Here is a 21,814-nt window from a genome sequence, read left to right on the forward strand (position 1 = left end):
TCAATGATTCACCCAGCAGACAGAGAAAGGTATGTTTAACTTCTCGAACTCTTTAATCCAGCGCCACTGGTTGTCCTGGAGTTTATCGCCTGGTCCTTTCACTTCTACCCAACGAAAGCTGTTCTCATTGAAGGCGATAAGGTCGGGCATGCCAGTTCGATAAAGTTTGAGATCTTTAAGTAACACTCTAAACAAGTCACAAAGCACGGGTAGGGGAATATGTTCTATCGCTTGCTCTAACAGATCTTTGGAAAAATAAGCCCATTGTACAAAGGGGTTAGCGACACCTTGTTTGGCTTTAAATGTATCCAATAAAATTCGTATGCCTTTGTCGTTGAGGTCATTAAAGGTTTGGTCGATCAACTCTTGTCTCTTGCTGACAAAGTCGTCATGGTAAAGGTCAAGAGGGCGATATTGATATTGGTTGATAAAGGCACCGTCAACTTCCGCAAATATTACCTTCCAAAACGCCAATCCAAACAAACCATTCAGGAAAGTATTCTCACTGAAGTAGCAATACCAACCTTGTGTTTCCATATGTGCGCGTACGGCCTCTTCAACACGTACTTTACTCAGGTCTAATTCAAGATGTTCATTCTCGCAGGTCGGCTTTTTGGATCGTGGTACTTTATGACCTTGAAGCCTTTGTACTCTCTGATCTAGCTTGTACGCCACTTCTAACTCTGCAATGTCAATCGGATGTTGAATTATTTCGGTGACAGCGTCACTCATCATCTCAACTTGGTTTAACTTATCATGAATACGCGCTTGTCGTTCACGACTAGGCGGTAGGTGCGATTGAGCAAAATAGTGCAGGGCGAGTTGATACTCTTCTAATCGTTCAAGATCTCTGGCAATTAAGTTGATCAGTTTCGATCGGCGACGAACTAACGCGGTGTGGTCGCTATTGGTTGGTATGTGACTCAGCAGAGTCGTGAGAGATTCCGAGTCTTTGGTCGTGAGCTCATAATATTGATTCTGGATCTTATGCAATGACAGCAGCTCATTCACCTGTTCGCGGCTTTGAAAGAATCGTGTCTCGAGAGAAATTGTCACCGGTTCGAAGGTGTTCAGCCCTAAATCACTTAATACAAACTGGCTTAGATCTTGGTGAGTATTACCAAAGAAAAGTACGAGCAGTAGATCGATCAGTTCAGGCTGTAGCAGTTCAATACAGACAAACGGAAGTTGCTCAAAATCGTAGAACGTCTCGTCTGGCACTTGTTGCAACAAAACATCCTTGCGAGCGGAACGATTTGATACGAGATCTGTGAATACTTGAAACAGCTCAGGCTTCGTTAGTAGATCGCGAGCTAGCTCTGAGCAGGAGATGCTAGGTCGCATTTCGTTAGCCCCATTGCTTGAGCGAATAAAGCCTTGTTCAGAGAGTCGCTCTATCTGCAGCGGAAAATCATCGATTTCTTGATAGTTGAGTTTATCGCTGCGAAACCAATGCCCTTTGCGGCTGAACAATCTGACAAGTGCGCAGCGAGCGGGGAAAGGGAGAGCCATAAAGCGTTGAAGCCACTCTTGCTCATGGGGATGAAGTAGGTCTAGGTACCACTGTTGAGCGTGTTCGATAAGGCGTTGAAAGTTATCGAGGTAATAAGTCGGCGGTAGTACTGGTGTGTTTTCTAGCAAGTCTTTATCTCATCAATCCGTTATTTGAAAAGGCTTCCTTCTAACTCAACCAGTTGATAGGACGCAGATACAAAAAGAGCCTAACCCTAAGGTTAAGCTCTTTCTTTTCAAATTCAATCTTTTATCAGATTAAGCTTGAGATGCTTTTAGCTCAGCAACTTTTGCTTCAGACATTGGCTTAGTGATGATTGCAAGAACAATACATACTGCCATCATTGCTGCAGAGATAGTGTAAGCAAGGCCGTAGCTGTCGCCGTTAGTCATTGAGTAACCAACAACCGCTGTACCGATTGCACCACCGATACCCCATGCCGTGTATAGCACGCCGTAGTTTGTACCGTAGTTCTTAAGGCCGTAGAACTCTGCAGTAAGAGTTGGGAATACAGCAAGTAGAGTACCGTAACCAACCGCTGCAACCGCTGTACCGATGATTAGCGTGAACTCAGTGTTAAACGTAGCGAATAGAGCCATGTTTGCGCCTTGCAGGATGAATGCAAGTAGAAGAGTACGAACGCCACCGATCTTGTCAGCAAGCATACCAGCAGCAACACGACCGCCTGAGTTAAATACAGCAAGGATAGAAGCAAGGTAAACCGCGTTTGGTAGGTTAGCTTGCGCGCTTGCGATACTTGTGATGTTACCGATGATCATTAGACCAACAGAAGCTGCGAATGCGTACATGATCCATAGAGAGTAGAACTGAGGAGTTTTCAGCATTACTTTCCAAGATAGGTCTTCGCTTTTCTTAACCGCTTTTGGTGCTTGGCCAGCTTTTACTTTTGGTTCAGCTGGTGAGTAACCCGCTGGTGGGTTGTTGATTGTTGCTGCTAGAGGTACTGCAATCGCTAGTACACCAGCACCAAGAATCTTAAAGCTTGTTTGGATGCCCATGCTCTCGATAAGAGCTGCTGTTACTGGAGCAAGGTAAATTGCTGCTAGACCGAAGCCTGCTGCGATTAGACCGTTAACCATACCTTTCTTAGAAGGGTGGAACCACTTCATTGCAGAAGGAGAAAGACAAGCGTAACCGAAGCCGATACCAGCACCTGCTACAACACCAAATGTGATGTTTAGCATCAGTGGAGATGTCGCGAAGCCAGACGCGATCATACCAAGACCAGTTAGTGCAGTACCAAGGATAAGGATCTTACGTGGACCCATGCGGTCTTGCAGGATACCAGCAACTAGAAGACAGATAGAGAATGTGATTGTTGCAGTCGCGTATGGTGCTGATGCTTCAGCTGCAGACCATCCTTCACCTTGTAGGGCTTTGTTAAATACACTCCAAGCATACAGGATGCCAAGACAAAGGTTGATACAGAAGCCTGCTAGCAGGATACGTGTAGCTTTATCAATCTTGCTCATTTTTATTCTCGTTTCTGTCATCCATTGAGTGAAGCACTCAAAAGAAAACGGGTTATTGTGATGGTTTATTCAAAATTAGTTTGCGTTTATCAACAGATAGCGCAAAAGAGCGCGGATTATAACCAATAAAAATGTGATTGGAATCTCTTTTTACCTTTTTATCAAAATAAAACTTGAGTTGTTAAAGAACTGTTTTTTATAGGTGTTGTAGTTGTTGTTAACACCTTTCTTTTTTGTACAAAATGGTCATTCATTCCTCACTATTCATAGCCTTGAGCTAAGCCTTCTCGGTAGTACCCCTACAAAGCGTGCGACCATCACATCATTGCAATTAATTTTAAATTATTTCGATGGTTAATTTTGTGTAACAAAATAAATCAATTTGGCCAATATTCGCCACAAGGCCAGAGGGGACTTAGTTTCTTAAAAACCATAATGTTAAGTTATTGTTAACGGCGAATTTCTATGACTGTCTCGGTTACAATTTGTTCAATTCTTGGGCTTGTTTTGTGCGAAAAAAGTGGGAAAATGGTACGCAAACTGAGATTCCAAATTTGAAAGGATGCGTTTCTAGTCTATATGAGGCGAGTATTATGAAACTATTTTTAATTCTATTGATGTCGATTACGGGTGGTGTTGCAGCTGCTGATCATATTCATTCTTTCTTGTTCGGCTTCTACATTGCGGCTTTGGCTGTAGGTAGTTGCTACTGGCTGGCATTTCGCAGCACGCGTTTCCCACAATTGGCTCTAGTGCTACTGCTGTGTGGCTTCTTCGCAAAAATTGCGGTTACGGTTATCGGTGTTTCTTGGGGTATTTCGAATGACATTATCCAGTCACCGTTTATATTCTCGTTGTCTTACCTGTTCTTCCTAGTGGTTGTGTCTTACGTATGGTTCTCTTACCGCGATAAGCTAACGCTAAAGAAACGTGAGAAGCAGGTTGAAGAGGCTCGCAAGCAAGCGGCATAATTCAAAACAGATTCTAAAAAGCCTTCTTCGGAAGGCTTTTTTACGTTTTCAGCAGATGAAAAATACCCCCAAGAGATGGGAATCTGTTGGGGGTATTTGTTTATCCGAGGTATTTGAAGATTAGGCTACTTCTTCATCATCTTTGCAAGATCAGCAAACGGGTTATGCGTCGCATGCTGGTGGTTATCGAGTTCTGCTTTCGCATCCACGCCATAACGTTCATGGTCAGTGTACTTAGAATGTTCGTGATCATGACAGTACAGGCATAACAGTTCCCAATTACTGCCGTCTTCGGGGTTATTGGTATGGTCGTGATCAACGTGGTGGACGGTTAACTCACGCAGGTTTGAATAAACAAACTCTCGAGCGCACTTTCCACAAACCCAAGGGTAGAGCTTCAGTGCTTTTTCACGGTAGCCACTCTCTTTTCGTGCATACGCGGCACTTGAACCATTGTAATCAGACGACATTGCTAAATTCCTAGTTATTGTATTGGCGTGATTTTATCACAGCTATCTTTAAGTCGTTGTTGAGTCACCGCAAATCATCTTTCAATTTTCAACAATGTGTTTCAAGTTCACTGGTGTAGCTCTATGTTCACTGTTGTAACTACTAGTTCATTGGTGTAGAAATCGGCTTCTCTAGATTTGGTGAACTCGGTTATTTCTTTCTGGAATAAGCCATGCTTAACAGTTTGAAAATAAATCGTATTCGGGGGTTTTAACCGAGAGTATGTGACCTAATATCAGTTGGTGAGACCCTATATCAATAAGGAAATACTATGTCAGAACAATACACTCCACCGAAAGTTTGGGTAAACAATACCGACGGCGGAAATAAATGGGCAAACATCAACAGCCCTGAATCTGGCGCGAGATTCGAACGCGAGCTGCCAGTTGGCGAACACGCATTTCAGCTTTACTCGCTAGGCACTCCGAACGGTCAAAAAGTTACGATTATGCTTGAAGAGCTATTGGCACAAGGCGTGAAAGAAGCCGAGTACGATGCTTATCTGATCAACATCGGTGAGTCGGATCAATTCTCTTCTGGTTTTGTGGGTGTGAACCCGAACTCTAAGATTCCAGCATTAGTTGATAAGTCTGGCGACGAAGCGGTTAATGTTTTTGAGTCGGCTTCGATTCTGATGCATTTAGCAGAGAAATTTGGTCACTTCTTACCAAAAGAGGGCGCTGCACGTACTCAAGCGATCAACTGGTTGTTCTGGGCACAAGGCTCAGCCCCATTCTTAGGTGGCGGTTTTGGTCACTTCTACGCTTACGCTGACGAAAAGCAAGAGTACCCAATTAACCGCTTTGCGATGGAAGCAAAACGTCAGTTGGATGTGCTAGATAAACAGCTAGCAAACAATGAGTTTGTCTCTGGTGACGAACTAACTATTGCTGACATCGCGATTTGGCCATGGTACGGCAATCTAGTACTTGGCAACCTGTACGATGCGGCAGAGTTCCTACAAGTGGAGTCGTACACTAATGTTGTGCGCTGGGCGAAGCAGCTTGAAGCGCGTGAAGGCTTCCAACGCGGTCGTATTATCAATCGTTCATGGGGCGAAGAGTGGGAACAAGTACCAGAGCGTCACTCGGCGGAAGATATCGATAAAGTTTTGAAACTAAAGCTTGAGTAATGCTGGCTTTGTGATCGCAGAGAAGCTTATTGAGGATGAAAGCTTTTGGTGGATTCTCTTCAAAAAGTCGAACTATCAAGCAGTAAGCTTCTTTGTTCAGTCACTCAAACTTATGTAAACTACCGCCATCATATTGTTTAAGGATGGTTTTATGTACCACGGTCATGTGTATTTTGCTCTGCGAAACGCTGAACAAGCTGAAGCGCTTCGTCAGAAGATCATTACAGAGCGAAAAGATGTTCTTGAAGTTTTCCCGTTGGTTCAACGTCTTGTAGGCCCACACAAAATGCCTATGTTCGAGATGCATTTTGCTAATAAAGATTCAGGCATTGTCGAATGGCTTGAACAAGAGCGCGGCGATATGTCAGTGCTTATCCACCCTGTGACTGGCGGTGAAGAAACACTGGATCATACGGTTCGTGCTATTTGGCTTGGTCGAGAGCTGGGTGTCTTTGAAGAGACATTATCCAGCTAGTGCGTATGCCAATCTAACTTGAAAACACAAAACCCCGATACTCATTGAGCGTCGGGGTTTTCTTTTATTTGTTCAGGGTTTGCTTTTGTCTGTTCCGAGTTTGCTAAAGCAATCAAGGTAATACAAATGATTAAGCTAACTACGCCAGCTATTACCCAACAACAAAGACACAGCAACTGAGGCGCCCAATGCAATGAGTATGTTGGTCATATTCAACCCCCAAATCGCAACACAAACCGCGACAGTCACGATTGCCCATAATAAGGTTTCTAGTATCCAAGTGCCCATTTGTTGACTCCTCTATTTCGATATAGATTTAGGATATCAGCGAGAAGGTAACCACTTGGTAACCGGGTTTCGAAAACGAATGCAGTGGTCGTTATTCCTTGCTGTCAGTGAATTGGACGCAAACTGTAAATTTATCTTGATGTTGTTGATGACTAAGCTGCCAACCTTGACTGTGACAGACGCGTTCAACCAGTTCTAGACCAATACCAAAGGATGTATCGCGGGATCCTTTACCTGACATATTAGGATCTGGTGTGGTGTTACTGATTTCAAATCCTTCTTTACTTAGCAACATAGCCACATTACCTTGACCACCATGTTGAAATGCATTTCGGACCAGATTGGTGAGCACCACTTCGACGAGCTCTTTAGGCTGGTAAATTTCACCACAACTGACGTTGGTTTCTACCTCGACCTGTTTTTGGGACAGCAAATATCGTTGCCCATCGACGATTTTATCGAGTAAAGCCTCTGTCTCTATTGATTCATATTGAGTGTCTAGATTGTTGTTGCGGCTCATCCATAAAAGAGTGATAACCAGGCTTTGCATACTTTGCACAGAGCGTTGGATGCGCGCCACGGCTCGTTGAGCACTTCCTGGAATTTGCTCAGATAAACGTTCCAACATGTCACCACTGGCAGAGATAGTGGTGATCGGTGTACGCAGTTCATGGCTGGCCGCACGAAGGAAAAACCTTTCTCGGTCGTTTGCACTTCGCTCTCCCTCAACACTGCGAATGAGCTGTTCGGATAGTGTATGGATCTCGTAGTAACGAAAGTTCTTTAGTTTACTGACATCTTCAAGGTCGAGAGTCTGTGACCAACTGGAGAGTGCCATAATGGGTTTGGTTAATCGGTAGACCAGCAACCTTATTACCAAGAACACCAATAGAAGGAGTGCGCCAATCACCAAGAAAGCGGAGTTGAACTGGGTGACAGACTCTGGAGGACTCAAATCAAACAAAGTCAGGTAAAGCGCTTCATCGTATTCCGACACGATATATAAGATCTCGGAACTGCCGGGAACAGGGTGCTTCGCGGCATACAGATATTTGCCGTAACCTTGTTCGGGATTGGACGGTAAATACGCCTCATAGATTTGATCCGCTTGGAAATCTCGCCAAACAAAGGCTTGTTGGAATTTAAGTGGGATTTGTGAAGGCTCTAAGAACACCTGAAAGGTAGGGTTGTCACTGCGAGGTGCTTCTCCTGTCGTCAGGTAGTGTTGCTCAGCTGCTTTCAGTTCATAGAGGAAACCGTATTTAGCACTCTCATTGATGCCAATATGGTAGCTTTGCGAGACCATCAGCGCGTAAGCCCCAGTGAGTAGCAACAATAATCCAAATAGATAGAGGTAGATATCTCTTCTGATGCTGACTCGCTTCATGACTCTTCCTTTCGCAATGCCACACCAACGCCGTGAACGGTATGGATAAGTTTGGAATCAAATGGTGCATCGACCACTTTTCTCAGCTTGAACAGTTGAGCTTTAAAGCTATCAGATGTTGGAAACTCGTCTTCCCATGCTTCCTCTAACTTCGCTCGCGTAACCACGTTGGGGCTAGTTCTAACCAGTGTCACCAACATGCGCCAGCAGACAGGAGAGAGCTTTAATGGTTTGCCGTCGCGAGTTGCTTGGTGTGTATTGAGGTCAACGGAAATGCCGTTAGCAGAAAGGGTAGAAACTCCGCCCTGCGCACGACGTATGAGCGCCATCAAACGTACTTTAAGCTCTTCCATCGCAAAAGGTTTGACGAGATAGTCATCTGACCCCACATCAAACCCTGCGATTTTGTCTTCGAGCGTATCACGCGCTGTAAGCATGAGGATTGGAGTTGTAATGCCTTGGGCTCGTAGCGATTGGCATACATCAAGCCCATCCATTTTCGGCATGTTAATGTCGGTCAGAATCAAATCGTAATTGCCATCAAGGGCGAGGTTTAACCCCGCCGCACCGTTATAAGCAAAATCAAACTCGAAGCCATCGAGTTCCATATAGTCGGCGATGGCTTCAGCGAGATCACTATCATCTTCAATCAAAAGTGCGTGAATGCTCATGGGTCTCCTTTTTTGATTCTCTTTCCCTTCTCCAAGCCCATATTGGTGGTTGAACTAAGAGTTGCATGCGATACGGCCAGTTGGGTGCATTCCATAGTTGGCTCAAGAGCTTAGCATATCCGTGGAAGTATACTTTAAGTGGATTCACAGAGTTGATTCTAGGGAATACACCATATCGCACGGTCTCTTCTTCTCTGGCGAAGGTACCAAACATGCGATCCCAAATGATCAAAATGCCTGCGTAGTTCTTGTCGAGATACTGCTTATTGGTCGCATGGTGAACCCTATGATGTGATGGTGTATTGAACACTGCTTCGATAGGGCGCGGAAATTTCTTCACCGTTTCAGTATGTAGCAGCGTTTGATACAGCTGAACAAAAGTCTCACACATCAATACCACGAACGGATTGAACCCAAGAAGGATCAACGGCAGGTGGAAGAAGAATGGGAAAAACCAATCTAACGGCCCGAATCGGTACGCAACGGAAATGTTGAAATACGGCGAACTGTGGTGAACAGAGTGTGTACCCCATGCAAACCCATTGCTGTGAAGGAAGCGGTGCTCCCAGTAGTAAGCGAGGTCTGCCAATATGAGACAGCCGATAATTGTCCATCCAGTGATTGGCAGTTGAGTCAGGCTAAAGTTCTCGTACGCGAAGACAAACGCACCGACATATGCGAGACCAACAAAAAACACGGTCACCAACAGGAAAAACAGCGTAACAAAGTTGGTCAGGCTATCTCCTAACATGTTCCAAGATAACTTCTTCTTGAATGCGTAGCGGACGAGTTCAATGATAAACAGAGCTAAAGCAACGAGGACGAAATTGTCGTCCACCCATGTTTCGCTGAATATGATTTGGCCTTCACTGAAGACCTGAGACAGAAATTCCATGACGATTATCCTTATCGGTTCTATTTATAGTAGACATAAAGTTCGCTGGAATCGGGCAATCCATGCTGATTAAGGTAGTGGCGTTCGAGTACAGCCTCTACGTCACGTCGATAATCGATCATCTCCCAAGCGCTGGTTAGCTCTGTATCGTCATGTTTTCCTTTGTTGAGCAACGTGACCGCTTTATTAAGGCTTGAGAAGCGAGCGCTGGGTTTAACATCTGAACTTGCCTTTTGTCGGAAACCAACCGTAACTTTTGCTTCACTGAAATCACGTGCTATCTCTTGGTAGAGAACGATCACTTCGTCGCTAACCACATTCTCTGAACTCAGACTCTTGTTCTTCCCAGATTCTATTTGCTCATAAAAGCTCGCCCAAACTTGCGGGACGGACTGCAATGTGACGGCTTGGGTAACACCAATCACGGTACCCGGTTGGGTCATATCGAGTCCTGCATCTGAGGAGGAATCTCTGGCTAAGGAAGCTTCATCTGAAGATGTATCTGTTTTCGAGGCTAATGGTCCAATCTTTGCGATTGCAGGTTGCACTTGCAAGGCTCCCCAAATCGAAGCCGTGATAGCGGTTGTAGTGAGTAACGAAGCGAGCAATTTCATAATTTCTCTCCCTGTAGATGGTAAACCATGGGTAAATTGGCCATGGGAATTGGTTAAGCACCAGTGCAAATTTGGGTGCGTTCCTGTGTTGAAACAGAAGATAACCAAGGGGAGGTAATCAAAAGGTAACCAAGGAGAAAAACGTCAATACAGCAATCTGGGACACTTTTTTCAACGTCGAATTGGTAATACTGGCGCCATAATTATTCGTGGGGTCAATAATGAGTCTCAAACAACCCATATCCTTAATCACCATTATCCAATTGAATTTGTGGAAGGTTCTGCTGACTTGGTTGATGGTACTTGTCGAAAACGTCATGCTGATCTTATTGCCACTGTTTATTGGTTTCGCTATCGACGGTGTGCTTGAACAAGATCTTCAACCGCTTTTGATGTTGGCTTTATGTCTTTTCGCGTTAGTGATCGTCAGTGTGGTTCGACGCTTCTACGACACCCGTGTTTATGGAGCGATTCGAGTAAAACTCGCTAATTTAGTTGAGCGCAATCTGCGTGGGTTAGAGCTGTCGGCTAAAGATGCGCGCTTAACCATGTCTCGTGAGCTGGTGGACTTTCTAGAAGAAGATTTACCGTCATTGATGACTGCCGTGGTGCAGTTGATTGCGACTGTGGTGATTTTGGCGACGTTCGATCAAACACTGGCGCTTTCTATGCTGGGGGCGGGTGTCGGCATGCTCATTATCTACGGCCTGTTCCATCGCACTTTCACTCGTTTAAACGGTGAGTTTAACGATCAAATCGAGCAACAAGTCTCGCTGCTTGGCGCTGCGAAGCTTTCAGCGATCAGACGTCACTTCGAACGTTTAAAGCGCTGTGAAGTAAAGCTTTCTGATACCGAAGCCATCGTCTACGGATTGATTTTTGCGTTGCTGTTTTCAGCAGTGCTCGGAAATCTATGGCTGGTGAGCTACATGGATTCACCAACGGCGGGGCAGGTGTTCTCTATCGTGACCTATTCATTGGAGTTCGTTGAGACTGCTGTGCTGTTGCCAATTACCCTGCAAACCCTCTCTCGACTTGGCGAAATAAGCCAACGTCTAAATCAAAAAAACAATCGACAGGTTATCAAGGAGAAGCCTTATGAAGTTTAAAAAGCCGCTTTCCATTGTCCTCGGCTGCGTGGCGATACTCGCGGCTTTAATTCTCGTGGACGAGTTAGAACCCGCTCCGGTGCTCCCAGAGTCCAAAGAGGTTGTTCTTGCGCCTGTATCCATTATTGAAGTTGAACCGAAATCCTACGAGGCGTCTCTGACCTTGTTGGCTGTGACTCAATCGCGCTGGCCAATACAGTTAAAAGCGTCAAGCAGTGCTCAATTAGCTTGGGTTAATTTGGAAATGGAACCCGGTACTTTAGTGAAAAAGGGCGATGTGCTAGCCAAATTAGATAATAGTGCGTTGCGTTCCAATGTGGCGATGACACTGAGTCAGGTCAAACAAGCTGAGCTGAATCTTAAGCAGATAGAGCATGAACAAACTGTGGCACTCAAAATGCTAAACCCTAGTAAAAGCTCAGCGTTTGCGCGCAAAGAGCCACAGGTTGCGGCCGCCAAAGCAGAGTTAACACAAGCAAAACAGGCTTACCAAAGCGCAACAAAACTATTGGAAGAGTCGACCATTGTGGCTCCCTTTGATGCAGTGATTATGAGCCGTCATGTGAGCCCTGGTGAATGGATAGAAGCGGGCCAAGCTACCTTTGACTTAGCAGCGAGTGATTCGATTGATGTTGCTCTTCCTGTGTCGGAATTGCATTGGGCAAGAGTGCAGCAAGCGGTGATTACTGGGCAAGAAGCTTCTCAACCAGAGATTACTGTGGTTGGTCGCTCTGGGCAGAAATGGCCTGCAGAAGTGCGTTACGTGTCTCCAAACGTGGATAACGTTACTCGCCAAAGACAAGTGGTGCTTTCGGTTCAAAATCCGTATCAGGTACCACGTTTGTTCCCTAATCAACAGGTTGAGGTGAAAGTGAATCTTGGTGAGCAGAGCGATGTGAGCTCGCTTCCTATGAGCAGTTTAACGCGCGATGGTTATGTCTGGACGCTAGATAGTCACGACCAACTACAAAAAGAGCGCGTGACCTTGGTAGAAGAGACTCAAGATCGAGTGCACGTGAAGTTTGCTCAACACCAAAACAAAACTCGTTCTGTGGTTAAGTATCCGCTGTCTTCAATGTTAGCAGGTAAGCAAGTTGCGCCGATTCGTGCGGTAGAGAGCTTTGAAAGCAACACGGCTATTGCTTCTAAAGCACCTCAACAAGTGGAGGTAACCCCATGAGTTGGTTAACCAAGTGGTTTATTCATAACCCTGTCGCCGCCAACTTACTCATGATGGCGATTGTGGTGAGCGGAGTGCTCTCATTTGGGCACTTAAGAGTAGAGTCTTTTCCGCAGGTCGCCCCTTCTTCTGTGGTCATCAACGTCGCGTATCCCGGCGGTACCGCGAAGCAGATTGATGAGAGTGTTACGCAGCGAATTGAAGAGTCGATAAGTGGGATTGCGGGTATTAAGCAGATCACCAGTCAATCTAGCGCTGGTGAGTCTCAAGTGGTGGTGCGTAAGACCAGTTCCACCGATCTTGATAAGTTGTTGGATGATGTGCGTAACCAAGTGAATGCCATCAACGGTTTTCCAGTTCAGGCTGAAAAACCGCAAGTCGTGCGCAATGAATTTACCAACTTAGCAGCGTTTGTGATTGTGTCTGGACCAAGGTCGGACGCTGAACTTCAGCCTATTGCTAGGCAAGTCGAGCAGGCATTAAAAAAGCATCCACAGATCTCAAAAGTATCGAACTGGGGATCTCGTAGTCCTCAATTAATTATTGAGCCTGAGCCGCTAGAGCTAGAGAACTTAGGGATTACCCTAGAAGATCTCGCCGGGATGATTGAGCAGCGCTCATTTGAGTCCCGCACCGGTGAGCTGTTGAGCAGTAAAGGACGTGTGATCATTCGTGGTGACGGCTACGCCGATGACTTACAGAAGCTTAATGATTTGGTTGTAATCGCCAATGCAAACGGCAAGGTGCGATTGGGCGATATTGCAACGCTTAGCCGAGGCTATGAGCAGAGCGGATCGATCGTGCGTAACAACGGTTCCAACGCGATTGCCTTGCTGATCAGCACCAGTCAAAGCGACAACCTATTAAAGGTGAGCGAAGCCGTACGATCGGTACTCGATGAGCAGCGAGCAGTGTTACCGTCGGACATTACGCTAGACACTATGGCGGACATGGCACCATACATTGAAGATCAGCTGTTTCGTTTAGGTGATAATGCTTGGCAAGGCTTGCTGATTGTTATCGTCCTGCTTGGCTTATTTTTGGAGCTTAAGCTCGCATTCTGGGTTGCAGTCGGGATTCCAGTTGCATTGGCCGGCACTTTGGTCGCGATGCAACTTGCTAACTACAGCGTCAATGACATTACCTTGTTTGGTTTTATCTTAGTGCTCGGGATATTAGTGGATGATGCCGTGGTTGTGGGGGAAGCAATACATGAAAAACGCGCGTCAACACCAGCGGGGAAACCTATCGATCTTAAGCTCGCCGCTTGGCAAGGCGTACATTCTGTTTCGATTGCAACAGTCTTTGGTGTGCTGACGACCATAGCAGCGTTCTCACCGATGCTTTGGATTAATAATGAACTAGCCAAAGTGTTGGCGGGTTTCTCTGCGGTGGTGATCTTTGCTCTGCTTTTCTCATTGGTAGAGAGTAAATTCATATTGCCATCGCATCTGGCACATATCTCGGCCAAGCCGAAAGAGAACTGGATAAGTCGAATTCAGGGTATGGCGCAGAGTGGTTTGCAGACGTTCAATCTCAAAGTGTACAAGCCAGTTCTAGAGCATGCATTGAACTATAAACTGGCTTCACTAATGGGTTTCGTCGCGATGATCACCTTGGCTTACGGCATGTGGTCGAATGGCGCGATACGCAGCTCACTGTTTCCGGAAATTCCAGGGCGCTACATCACCGCCAAAATCGAACTGGAAGATGGTGCGCCAATTCCACTGCAACAACAGGCTTTGTCTCAAGTTGAGTCTGCGATGGAAAAGGTAGAGAAAAGCCTACTCGAAGACTACCCATTGAGTGAGTCACCTGTTGTTAACTTGCTGGCATGGTCGGACGGGTATGGTGAGGTTGAGGTAACGGCGGAGCTTACCACCGAATCACTGACTGTTTTACCGAGCAATTTGCTGATCAACCGTTGGCGAGAAACTACAGGTGTGATTGAAGGCGCTTACTCAACCCAATTTAGCGCAGCCGAAGAGCCTGCTGGTGGAACTTTCATTACGGTGTCCGCTGATGATAGAGCACTGGCTAAGTTGGTGAGCAACCAGCTTGCACAAACGCTGGTGAACTTAAATGGTGTTTCAGATGTGTATGATGATGGGCAAGCTGGATCGCCTCAGGTTCGAATTGTAGTAAACCAATTTGGTGAGCAGCTAGGCCTGACTCAGGAGAAGCTCGCTAAGCTGGTGGGGCAAGCTTACGGTGAACGCGAAGTACACCGCTTGCTGGAAAAAGGGCAGGAAACTAAAGTTCTACTGCAATATGCTCGAGAGCAGCGTCAGACTTTGTCTCAGCTTGAGCAAGCCTTGATTCGCTTACCTGATGGAGGCTCGGTACTGCTGGGTGATGTGGCGACCCTACAGTATGAGCAGGAACCAGAGGTTGTTTATCGTCGTAATCGCGAACAAGTGCTTAACCTATACTGGAAGCAGAACCGAGATATTCAGTCGCCTGAGCAGACGTTGAAGCAGCTAGATGAAACTATTGTTGCGTTGGAATCTCAGTACCCAGAGGTGACGATAAAGGCAGGTGGCGAGTTTGAAGAGATTGGCGAGGTATCATCTGGCTTCAAAACCGCAATGATTCTGACCTTGTTACTGATTTATATTTTGTTGGCAGTACCGCTTAAATCTTACTGGCAACCCTTTATCATTATGGCGGTAATTCCGTTTGGGTTTGCTGGTGCGATCTTCGGCCACTACATTATGGGTTTGCCAATCAGCTTGCTCTCGATGTTCGGTATGATGGCGATGACAGGTATTGTTATCAATGACTCATTGGTGCTAATCACCCGTTTTAACTCCGAATATCGAAGTGGTGTGCCACTTCAGCAAGCCTTGATGATTGCAGGAACCAGCCGTTTAAGAGCTATTTTCCTAACCACTATTACCACGGTGTGTGGTTTGTTACCGCTGCTAAGTGAAACCGCAGAGCAGGCGCAGTATTTAAAACCGGCCGCTGTGTCACTTGTGTTTGGTGAATTGTTTGCAACGGCAGTAACCTTAATTTTGATTCCAGTGCTGCTCGGCTTATTCTGTTGCAAAGCACCGAAAATCGAGCAAACGTCGCTCTCTTTAGATAACGCAGAGCCTTTAGTTAATGCATAGGCTGTGGTTTATGCAACGGATCTGGTTAATGGATAGATTTTGGAGAGCACTTAGTGACGGATATGACGTTAGAACTCGGACATCGTTTACCCCAAATTGGAAAGAGTATGAGTAACAAGGAAGAGAAAACCCAAGCCAAATCAGAACCTAAGCCGGCATTTCAATTGGTGCCGGAGGTGGCGTTGCTGAAATCTCTTCCTGAACATCAGAAGAAGCGTTTCACTCAGGCTCTGGCTATGATGCATGAAGAGTGGGCAGAGCGCCGAACGTGGGAAGAGATCGCAACCGCCTCTGCGATCTCGCCATACCACTTCCATCGCCAGTTTGCTGAACTGTTCCATGAAACACCGGGGCAATACCTCAGCCGAATCCGGCTGCAAGTAGCGGTGAGCTTGTTATTGAATGATGAGCCGTGGACAGCAATGGAGATTGCCCAATATTGTGGGTTCTCATCGTCTCAAGCCTTGGGTAAGGCGTTAAAGAGAGAGTTGGGTGTTACCGCAAAGCAGGTGCGAAAAATGGGCTACGAATTGACGCCAAGAGAAACTGCGGACTTTCTCAAGCGGCTAGCGCATCCAAGTGGAGATGAATCCATAGAGAGCCAGCTTGCTCAATCGATCCCAACCGAATTGATCTGGTATCCACAACGAAGTATGAAGAACTTAAAGCTAGATGACCCTGATTGGGAAACGGTATTTGAGTTATATGGTAGAAAATCGACTAAGTTAATGAGCACCACACCTCTAAAGCAGATGCGAAAAACATGGGATGAGATTGATCTCTGTATCGGCAACTGGCAAGCGGACCCTAGTCAGCATGATGTGATCATTGCAGAGGGTTATTACTTATGTAGTGAGGTCTATCTGATATCGGATGTGGCATACAGTGCAGCGTTGGAATCACTGTTTCGCAGTGCCGAAAAACAAAAATTAGCTCTCAATACGCAAGGACACTTAGTTGAGATGATTCGCCAAATTGATGAAACAGATGTCGAAGGCGTTACCTTTTCGTTTCAGCTGCCAGTCATCCCAGATGCTCAAGAGATAGAGCCAAACTAGAACCAAAAAAAGCTCCTCATGTGAGGAGCTTTTGCTTTATCAAAAGACTGTTTTGTCGGAGAACAACAGCTTTATCAGAGGTAAGCAGAATAGGGGGGTTAAGCTTCTGCAGTTACCTTTGAATCGCTCATCTTTTTAAGCGCTGCGTAACCAAAACCTGTTACCGCTGTACCTGCTGCAATCGCCACTAGGTACATAAGAACAGGAGAGATAGCACCTGGAATCAGTAGTACGAATAGACCACCGTGTGGAGCCATCAGTTGTGCACCGAACAGCATTGATAGCGCACCAGTCAGAGCACCACCTGCCATACATGCTGGGATAACACGCATTGGGTCTTTCGCTGCGAATGGAATCGCACCTTCAGAGATGAAACATAGACCAAGAACGAATGACGCTTTACCTGCTTCACGCTCGCCTGCTTCAAACTTGTCTTTCACTAGGAAAGTCGCAAGGCCCATACCTAGAGCTGGAACCATACCTGCTGCCATGATAGCTGCCATTGGTGCGTAAGTTTGAGAAGCCAGTAGACCAACACCGAATGTGTAAGCTGCTTTGTTTACTGGACCACCAAGGTCGAAACACATCATTGCGCCTAGAATCACACCCAGAAGAATCGCGTTAGACGTACCCATGTTGTTTAGGAAGTCTGTCATCGCGCTCATTACGCCAGAAACAGGGCCACCTACGATGTACACCATCACAAGGCCAGTGAACAAGCTCGCGATAAATGGAATGATAAGAATTGGTTTCAGTGCTTCCATAGATTGTGGAAGTTGAACCTTGTCAGCAATGAATTTCGCTGAGTAACCTGCAATGAAACCTGCCGCGATACCACCCAGGAAACCTGCGCCTGTTGAGCTAGCAAGCATACCGCCGATTAGACCCGGAGCCAGACCCGGACGGTCAGCAATTGAGAACGCGATGAAGCCAGCAAGAACCGGAATCATCAGTGCGAATGCTGAACCACCACCAATAGTCATCAGTGCTGCTGCTAGCGTACCTTCTTCTTTAAACGCTTCGATACCGAATACGAAAGAGAGTGCGATGATCAAACCACCCGCTACAACAACAGGCAGCATGTGAGATACACCTGTCATTAGGTGTTTGTACACGCCTTTCTTCTCGTCAGCAGGTGCTGCTTGTGAAGAAGATGCTGTGTGTTGGTAAGGTTTTGCTTCAGCGAACGCTTTTTCAAACTCTTGAGTTGTCTTTTTAAGCGCAGGACCCGTTGTGGTTTTGTACAGTGGCTTACCATCAAAACGGTCGAGTGGTACGTCGATGTCCGCTGCGATGATGACAAGATCCGCCTCTGCAATCTCTTGATCGGTTAGTTGATTCTTCGCACCTACAGAGCCACGAGTTTCAACCTTGATTTGGTGACCAAGACGTTGGCCCTCGTTCTCTAGCGCTTCAGCAGCCATGAAAGTATGCGCAACACCTGTTGGACAAGCTGTAATCGCAACAATCTTCTTAGCGCCGCTTGCTGCTACTTCAGTTGCAGCGGTCGTTACTTGTGAAGCGTCCAACACAACTGCGTTGGCTACTGCGCTTTTAAGAAATGCTTTTGCGTCTGCAGTACATTCAGAGATTGGCGCTTGGTAAACCTTTTTGCCAACAAAGCGCTGTGTGTCTACGTCTGTGTTTGCGGCAATAACGACAGCGTCGCTGCTTGCAATCGCTTCTTCAGAAACGGCTTCACTTGGAAGAACGCTTGACTGGCACTCAATATTGGCACTCCAACCTAGCTCTTTTGCGGCTTTCTCAAGCAGCCCTGCTGCGATGATGCTGTTTGCAACGCCACTTGGGCATGCGGTGATAATGGTAATATTCATAGTAAACCTTTGTCCTATTTGCTTGACTCAAACTGGTCAGTTGGAGTGGTAAGCGCCTGTAATTGGATATTTTGTAGTACTGAGTCCAGCTCTTTTTGGCTAGTTAAACCCACGCCGACTTGAGACACAGCAAGTGCCGAAAGGGCGGTGGCAAATTTGATTAATTCTGGTTTAGGCATCTGTTGCATGTGACCCCAACATAGGCCAGCAACTAAGGTGTCGCCTGCGCCAACTGTGCTCACGACTTGCATACGTGGTGGCTGTGAGTGAATCCACTCACCATTGTTTAGCCACATCACGCCATCTGCTCCTAGAGAAACAACAATGTTCTCAATGCCTTTTTCGCTCAGCGCTTGGCCTGCTTGTTGGCACTGTTTAGGCGTTGTAAGTTCTGCGTTGAACAGTTGAGATAGCTCTTCATCATTTGGCTTGATAAGCCAAGGCTGAGCATTGATACCTGCTTTTAGTGCATCGCGGCTGCTGTCGAACAATACCTTTTTACCTAGGTCGCGTAGGCGTTGTACCCAAGAAGCACAAAGCTCTGGAGATACGCCTTGAGGTAAGCTACCTGCAATCACGAAGTACTCGTGGTCTTCTGCAAGCTCTAGCAGTGTTTTTTCAAATGCGCTGATCGCATCTTGATCAACTGGTACACCCGGGAAGTTAATGTCACTAACTTGGCCGGAGGTTTCCACTAGCTTCACGTTGATGCGCGTTGCGCCGTCGACACGAATGAAGCGGTCGGTTGCACCCATTTCTGCAAACAGTTGGCAAAATGCCTCTTCATTGTTGCGACCCAAGAAACCCGTAACGGTTACTTTTGCACCCAGCTCAGACAGCACTTTTGCTACGTTTACACCTTTGCCCGCAGCGTGTAGCGAACCTTGATTTACCAAGCTCACTGAACCTACGTTTAGCGTATCAACGCTACCTGTTAGGTCTAATGCTGGGTTCAGCGTTACCGTAACGGCTTTGATTTGCTTTAATTCAGTCATTGCCAATCCTTAACCTTCACCAAGGCCAGACGCGATAGCTTTACCAATTGATTCAATAGCTTGTGCTGCATCGTCACCTTCAGCCGTGAACTGAAGCTGGTGGCCATGTTTCACGCCAAGCGCGATAACTTTCATTAGGCTTTTCGCGTTCACTTCTTTGCCGTCGCCGTCTAGGTTGGATACGCGAATTGCTGCATCGAATTTCTTCGCTTCTGCAACCAGCATCGCGCCAGGGCGAGCGTGTAAGCCGTGTGCGTTTTTGATCTTAAATACCGCTTGGTTGTCTGAACCTTCAGCAGACGTGCTTGGTGCTTCGCCTTTGAGTTGAGCAATCACACCTTCGATGTCTGAATCGATCAGAGCGTTTTGCTTACCTTCAAAAACCAGTTGGCTTAGGTTTGCTAGGATGTTTTGGTGTGCGCTGTTACATGCTGCGAATGCGACAAGCGCTTTCACTTGAGTGCCTTCAAACTCACAATCATTAGCTGTTGAAACAAATGACACAGCAGTGCGAGTCACGCCTTTGTCGCTACCGATAAGCCACAAACCTTGGCCCAAGTGAGTTGGTGTTTTAGTCACTAGATCAGCAACGAATGCATTATCAGCACAACCAGTGTTTTTCAGTAAACCACCTGCAACGGCAGACATTTGTACCATGTCGCTTGCTGGGAATTTAAGTTGAACCAGAGAAGCGTCTAGGTCAGCTTCAAGCTGAACTTCACCGTGAAGTAGGGCGATGATTTCGTCTTCTGTTTTCGCTTGTTGCAGCTTTTGCTCAACGCCGTCAGCAGAAAGAACTTTGGTTAGCTGCTTTAGAATGCCTAAGTGTTCGTCTGATTTTGCTGCAATACCGATTGCTACGTAAACACGGTTACCGTCTGCCCAGTCGATGCCTTCAGGGAAGTGGTGTACTGCAACGCCAGTCTCTTTTACTAAACCACGAGTGTCTGTTGTGCCATGAGGGATAGCGATACCGTTACCAAGGAAAGTTGAGTTTTGATTTTCACGGTTCAGCATTCCTTCTACGTAACCTTCATCAACCAGACCTTTCTCAGTCAGTTTGCCAGCGATGTTACGAATAGCTTGGAACTTATCTTGCGCAGATTGACCAAGCGAAATGTCAGATTTAGTTAATTTAAGCATGTTGCCTCTTTAGCTTATTGCTTTGTTTGAGCGTGTCGCTTCATTGTTGCTGTTATCCCGATTCAGGTTCTGATTATTGAGTGCTGAACACCTTGCTGAACGTTAAGCTGAATCGGTTCAGCAAAAAGAGTAAAAAAATTCAGCAAAGCCCAGTTCTCTTGATAAAACTGATATTGCTGCTTACCGTGCCTCGTTTCCTTTTAAAGATAGTCTTAAAAGATAGTCATCAATCTCAAAGTCGCTAAAAAAAGATGATTGGAGTCACTTTTCGGATTTTGCTGAATCCTTTCAGCTTTCATACTGAATCGATTCAGCATATAATTCAACTATTCTGAGGATCCGAACTTTGGTTATATGATCCTACGCACAAAATACAGGCCCTTGATATGACACTTGATGAAATAGCGAAACTGGCGGGTGTATCCAAAACCACCGCAAGCTATGTGATTAATGGTAAAGCTCAGAAGTACCGCATCAGCGAGAAAACACAGCAGAAGGTGATGGCTGTGGTGAACGAGCACAACTACCGTCCAGACCATGCAGCGTCGTCATTGAGGGCAGGTAACAGCCGTTCGTTTGGTTTGATTATTCCAGACCTAGAGAACAGCAGTTATGCACGTTTAGCTAAGTTGATTGAACAAAACTCTCGCAAAGTGGGTTATCAGATCTTAATTGGCTGTTCGGACGATGATGCTGAAACCGAGCGAAAAGTAGCAGAAGCCCTTGTGAGTCGCCGTATTGATGCTTTGCTTGTCGCAAGCTCGATGCCGGACGCTAACGAGTTCTATCTGCAACTTCAAAAGTCAGGAACGCCAGTTATCGCCATTGACCGTCCGTTAGACGATGAGCACTTTGCCTGTGTGATCAGTGAAGATTTCGAAGCGGCGTTTGAACTGACGCACTCTATTCTTGATGACAATATTCAAAGCATTGGCTTGATTGGCGCCTTGCCTGACCTAAACATCTCGCGTGAGCGTCAGTTGGGGTTTGAAGCGGCCAATAAAGCGCATACCCAGCAAAACGAGCTGCAAGAGAATAAACCCACGGTCGTCGGTTATGGTGAGCACTTTGATCGAGAATCGGGGCGAGAAATCTTTGAAGAGTGGATTGCGAAAGGCACGGTACCTGATGCGATCGTGACTATGTCCTACACCTTGTTAGAAGGGGTACTGGATGTGATGGTTGAAAAGCCTGAGTTGGTTAATCAAGTTAAGCTAGCGACTTTTGGTGACAACCGTTTGTTGGATTTCCTACCATTTAAAGTACATTCACTGCCGCAACAGTTTGAGGTTATTGCAGACAGCGCATTCGCCTTGGCATTGAACGCTTCAGCAAAACGTTACCAGTCAGGTATTGAGCTGGTGCCGCGAAGCCTTGTAAAGCGTAGCTAGCCTAGTCAATGCAGTTAGCGTAAGCTCTAATTTCTTAT

19 protein-coding genes are annotated in these 21,814 nt (G+C 46.2%); 8 read left to right on the top strand and 11 right to left on the bottom strand.

Going from position 1 to position 21,814, the window contains the following annotated elements; translation table 11 throughout:
• The gene (locus tag KI743_RS01010; protein ID WP_285464304.1) at positions 1–1,641 is read right to left on the bottom strand and encodes a VRR-NUC domain-containing protein; all 1,641 of its coding nucleotides are present in this window, start codon (positions 1,639–1,641) and stop codon (positions 1–3) included.
• A gap of 129 nt (positions 1,642–1,770) precedes the next feature.
• Positions 1,771–3,006 carry an OFA family MFS transporter gene (locus KI743_RS01015; RefSeq protein WP_032552300.1) on the bottom strand — a complete coding sequence of 412 codons (1,236 nt, stop codon included), beginning with the start codon at positions 3,004–3,006 and terminating at the stop codon, positions 1,771–1,773.
• Positions 3,007–3,599: 593 nt separating this feature from the next.
• Between KI743_RS01015 and KI743_RS01020 the strand changes: the two genes are divergently transcribed.
• Entirely contained in the window at positions 3,600–3,977 is a 378-nt protein-coding gene (locus KI743_RS01020) for an NADH:ubiquinone oxidoreductase (RefSeq protein ID WP_285464306.1), read from the top strand.
• 125 nt (positions 3,978–4,102) lie between these two features.
• Here the strand turns inward: KI743_RS01020 and KI743_RS01025 are convergent, their stop codons facing one another.
• Positions 4,103–4,447: a YajD family HNH nuclease gene (locus KI743_RS01025; protein WP_032552302.1), complete on the bottom strand. Its 345-nt coding sequence runs from the start codon at positions 4,445–4,447 to the stop codon at positions 4,103–4,105.
• A 311-nt stretch (positions 4,448–4,758) separates the two neighbouring features.
• Here KI743_RS01025 and yghU point away from each other — a divergent pair, with 311 nt between their 5' ends.
• Together yghU and KI743_RS01035 are read left to right on the top strand one after the other, a co-directional pair.
• The gene (gene yghU / locus KI743_RS01030) at positions 4,759–5,619 is read left to right on the top strand and encodes a glutathione-dependent disulfide-bond oxidoreductase (RefSeq protein ID WP_285464308.1); all 861 of its coding nucleotides are present in this window, start codon (positions 4,759–4,761) and stop codon (positions 5,617–5,619) included.
• Positions 5,620–5,770: 151 nt separating this feature from the next.
• A complete protein-coding gene (locus KI743_RS01035; protein ID WP_150868771.1) occupies positions 5,771–6,094 on the top strand; it encodes a DOPA 4,5-dioxygenase family protein in 324 nt (107 codons plus the stop codon).
• A 135-nt stretch (positions 6,095–6,229) separates the two neighbouring features.
• Here the strand turns inward: KI743_RS01035 and KI743_RS01040 are convergent, their stop codons facing one another.
• The 5 genes from KI743_RS01040 to KI743_RS01060 all read right to left on the bottom strand — a co-directional run bounded on the left by KI743_RS01040 (position 6,230) and on the right by KI743_RS01060 (position 9,949).
• Positions 6,230–6,382 (bottom strand): hypothetical protein, encoded by a 153-nt coding sequence (locus KI743_RS01040; protein ID WP_167332352.1) that lies wholly within the window; start codon positions 6,380–6,382, stop codon positions 6,230–6,232.
• Between the two features lie 91 nt (positions 6,383–6,473).
• On the bottom strand, positions 6,474–7,769 hold the full coding sequence (locus tag KI743_RS01045; RefSeq protein ID WP_285464312.1) for a HAMP domain-containing sensor histidine kinase: 1,296 nt from the start codon (positions 7,767–7,769) through the stop codon (positions 6,474–6,476).
• The gene (locus tag KI743_RS01050) at positions 7,766–8,440 is read right to left on the bottom strand and encodes a response regulator transcription factor (RefSeq protein ID WP_285464314.1); all 675 of its coding nucleotides are present in this window, start codon (positions 8,438–8,440) and stop codon (positions 7,766–7,768) included. The genes KI743_RS01045 and KI743_RS01050 overlap by 4 nt, the downstream gene beginning before the upstream one ends.
• Positions 8,415–9,335 (bottom strand): sterol desaturase family protein, encoded by a 921-nt coding sequence (locus KI743_RS01055; protein ID WP_285464315.1) that lies wholly within the window; start codon positions 9,333–9,335, stop codon positions 8,415–8,417. Before KI743_RS01055 ends, KI743_RS01050 begins: the two co-directional genes overlap by 26 nt.
• A gap of 20 nt (positions 9,336–9,355) precedes the next feature.
• On the bottom strand, positions 9,356–9,949 hold the full coding sequence (locus KI743_RS01060; RefSeq protein ID WP_285464316.1) for a hypothetical protein: 594 nt from the start codon (positions 9,947–9,949) through the stop codon (positions 9,356–9,358).
• 221 nt (positions 9,950–10,170) lie between these two features.
• Between KI743_RS01060 and KI743_RS01065 the strand changes: the two genes are divergently transcribed.
• The 4 genes from KI743_RS01065 to KI743_RS01080 all read left to right on the top strand — a co-directional run bounded on the left by KI743_RS01065 (position 10,171) and on the right by KI743_RS01080 (position 16,412).
• Positions 10,171–11,058, top strand: a complete 888-nt coding sequence (locus tag KI743_RS01065) for an ABC transporter six-transmembrane domain-containing protein (protein WP_285464317.1) — start codon at positions 10,171–10,173, stop codon at positions 11,056–11,058.
• On the top strand, positions 11,048–12,238 hold the full coding sequence (locus KI743_RS01070) for an efflux RND transporter periplasmic adaptor subunit (RefSeq protein WP_285464319.1): 1,191 nt from the start codon (positions 11,048–11,050) through the stop codon (positions 12,236–12,238). The genes KI743_RS01065 and KI743_RS01070 overlap by 11 nt, the downstream gene beginning before the upstream one ends.
• Positions 12,235–15,354: an efflux RND transporter permease subunit gene (locus KI743_RS01075; protein ID WP_285464321.1), complete on the top strand. Its 3,120-nt coding sequence runs from the start codon at positions 12,235–12,237 to the stop codon at positions 15,352–15,354. The genes KI743_RS01070 and KI743_RS01075 overlap by 4 nt, the downstream gene beginning before the upstream one ends.
• Positions 15,355–15,461: 107 nt before the next feature.
• Complete coding sequence (locus KI743_RS01080; protein WP_285464324.1) at positions 15,462–16,412, top strand: helix-turn-helix transcriptional regulator; 951 nt, start codon at positions 15,462–15,464, stop codon at positions 16,410–16,412.
• Positions 16,413–16,510: 98 nt separating this feature from the next.
• On the opposite strand, the gene fruA is transcribed toward KI743_RS01080, so the two are convergent.
• Genes fruA through fruB form a run of 3 tightly spaced genes read right to left on the bottom strand, consistent with a single transcriptional unit; the run spans position 16,511 to position 20,385 of the window.
• Complete coding sequence (fruA, locus tag KI743_RS01085; RefSeq protein WP_285464326.1) at positions 16,511–18,247, bottom strand: PTS fructose transporter subunit IIBC; 1,737 nt, start codon at positions 18,245–18,247, stop codon at positions 16,511–16,513.
• A 14-nt stretch (positions 18,248–18,261) separates the two neighbouring features.
• The gene (gene pfkB / locus KI743_RS01090) at positions 18,262–19,242 is read right to left on the bottom strand and encodes a 1-phosphofructokinase (protein ID WP_150868781.1); all 981 of its coding nucleotides are present in this window, start codon (positions 19,240–19,242) and stop codon (positions 18,262–18,264) included.
• 9 nt (positions 19,243–19,251) lie between these two features.
• Complete coding sequence (gene fruB, locus KI743_RS01095) at positions 19,252–20,385, bottom strand: fused PTS fructose transporter subunit IIA/HPr protein (protein ID WP_285464328.1); 1,134 nt, start codon at positions 20,383–20,385, stop codon at positions 19,252–19,254.
• A gap of 386 nt (positions 20,386–20,771) precedes the next feature.
• On the opposite strand from fruB, the gene cra reads away from it, so the two are divergent.
• Entirely contained in the window at positions 20,772–21,776 is a 1,005-nt protein-coding gene (cra, locus tag KI743_RS01100; RefSeq protein WP_285464330.1) for a catabolite repressor/activator, read from the top strand.
• Positions 21,777–21,814: the final 38 nt, after the last annotated feature.

The organism is Vibrio sp. D420a (genome assembly GCF_030248625.1).
GTDB lineage: Bacteria > Pseudomonadota > Gammaproteobacteria > Enterobacterales > Vibrionaceae > Vibrio > Vibrio fortis_A.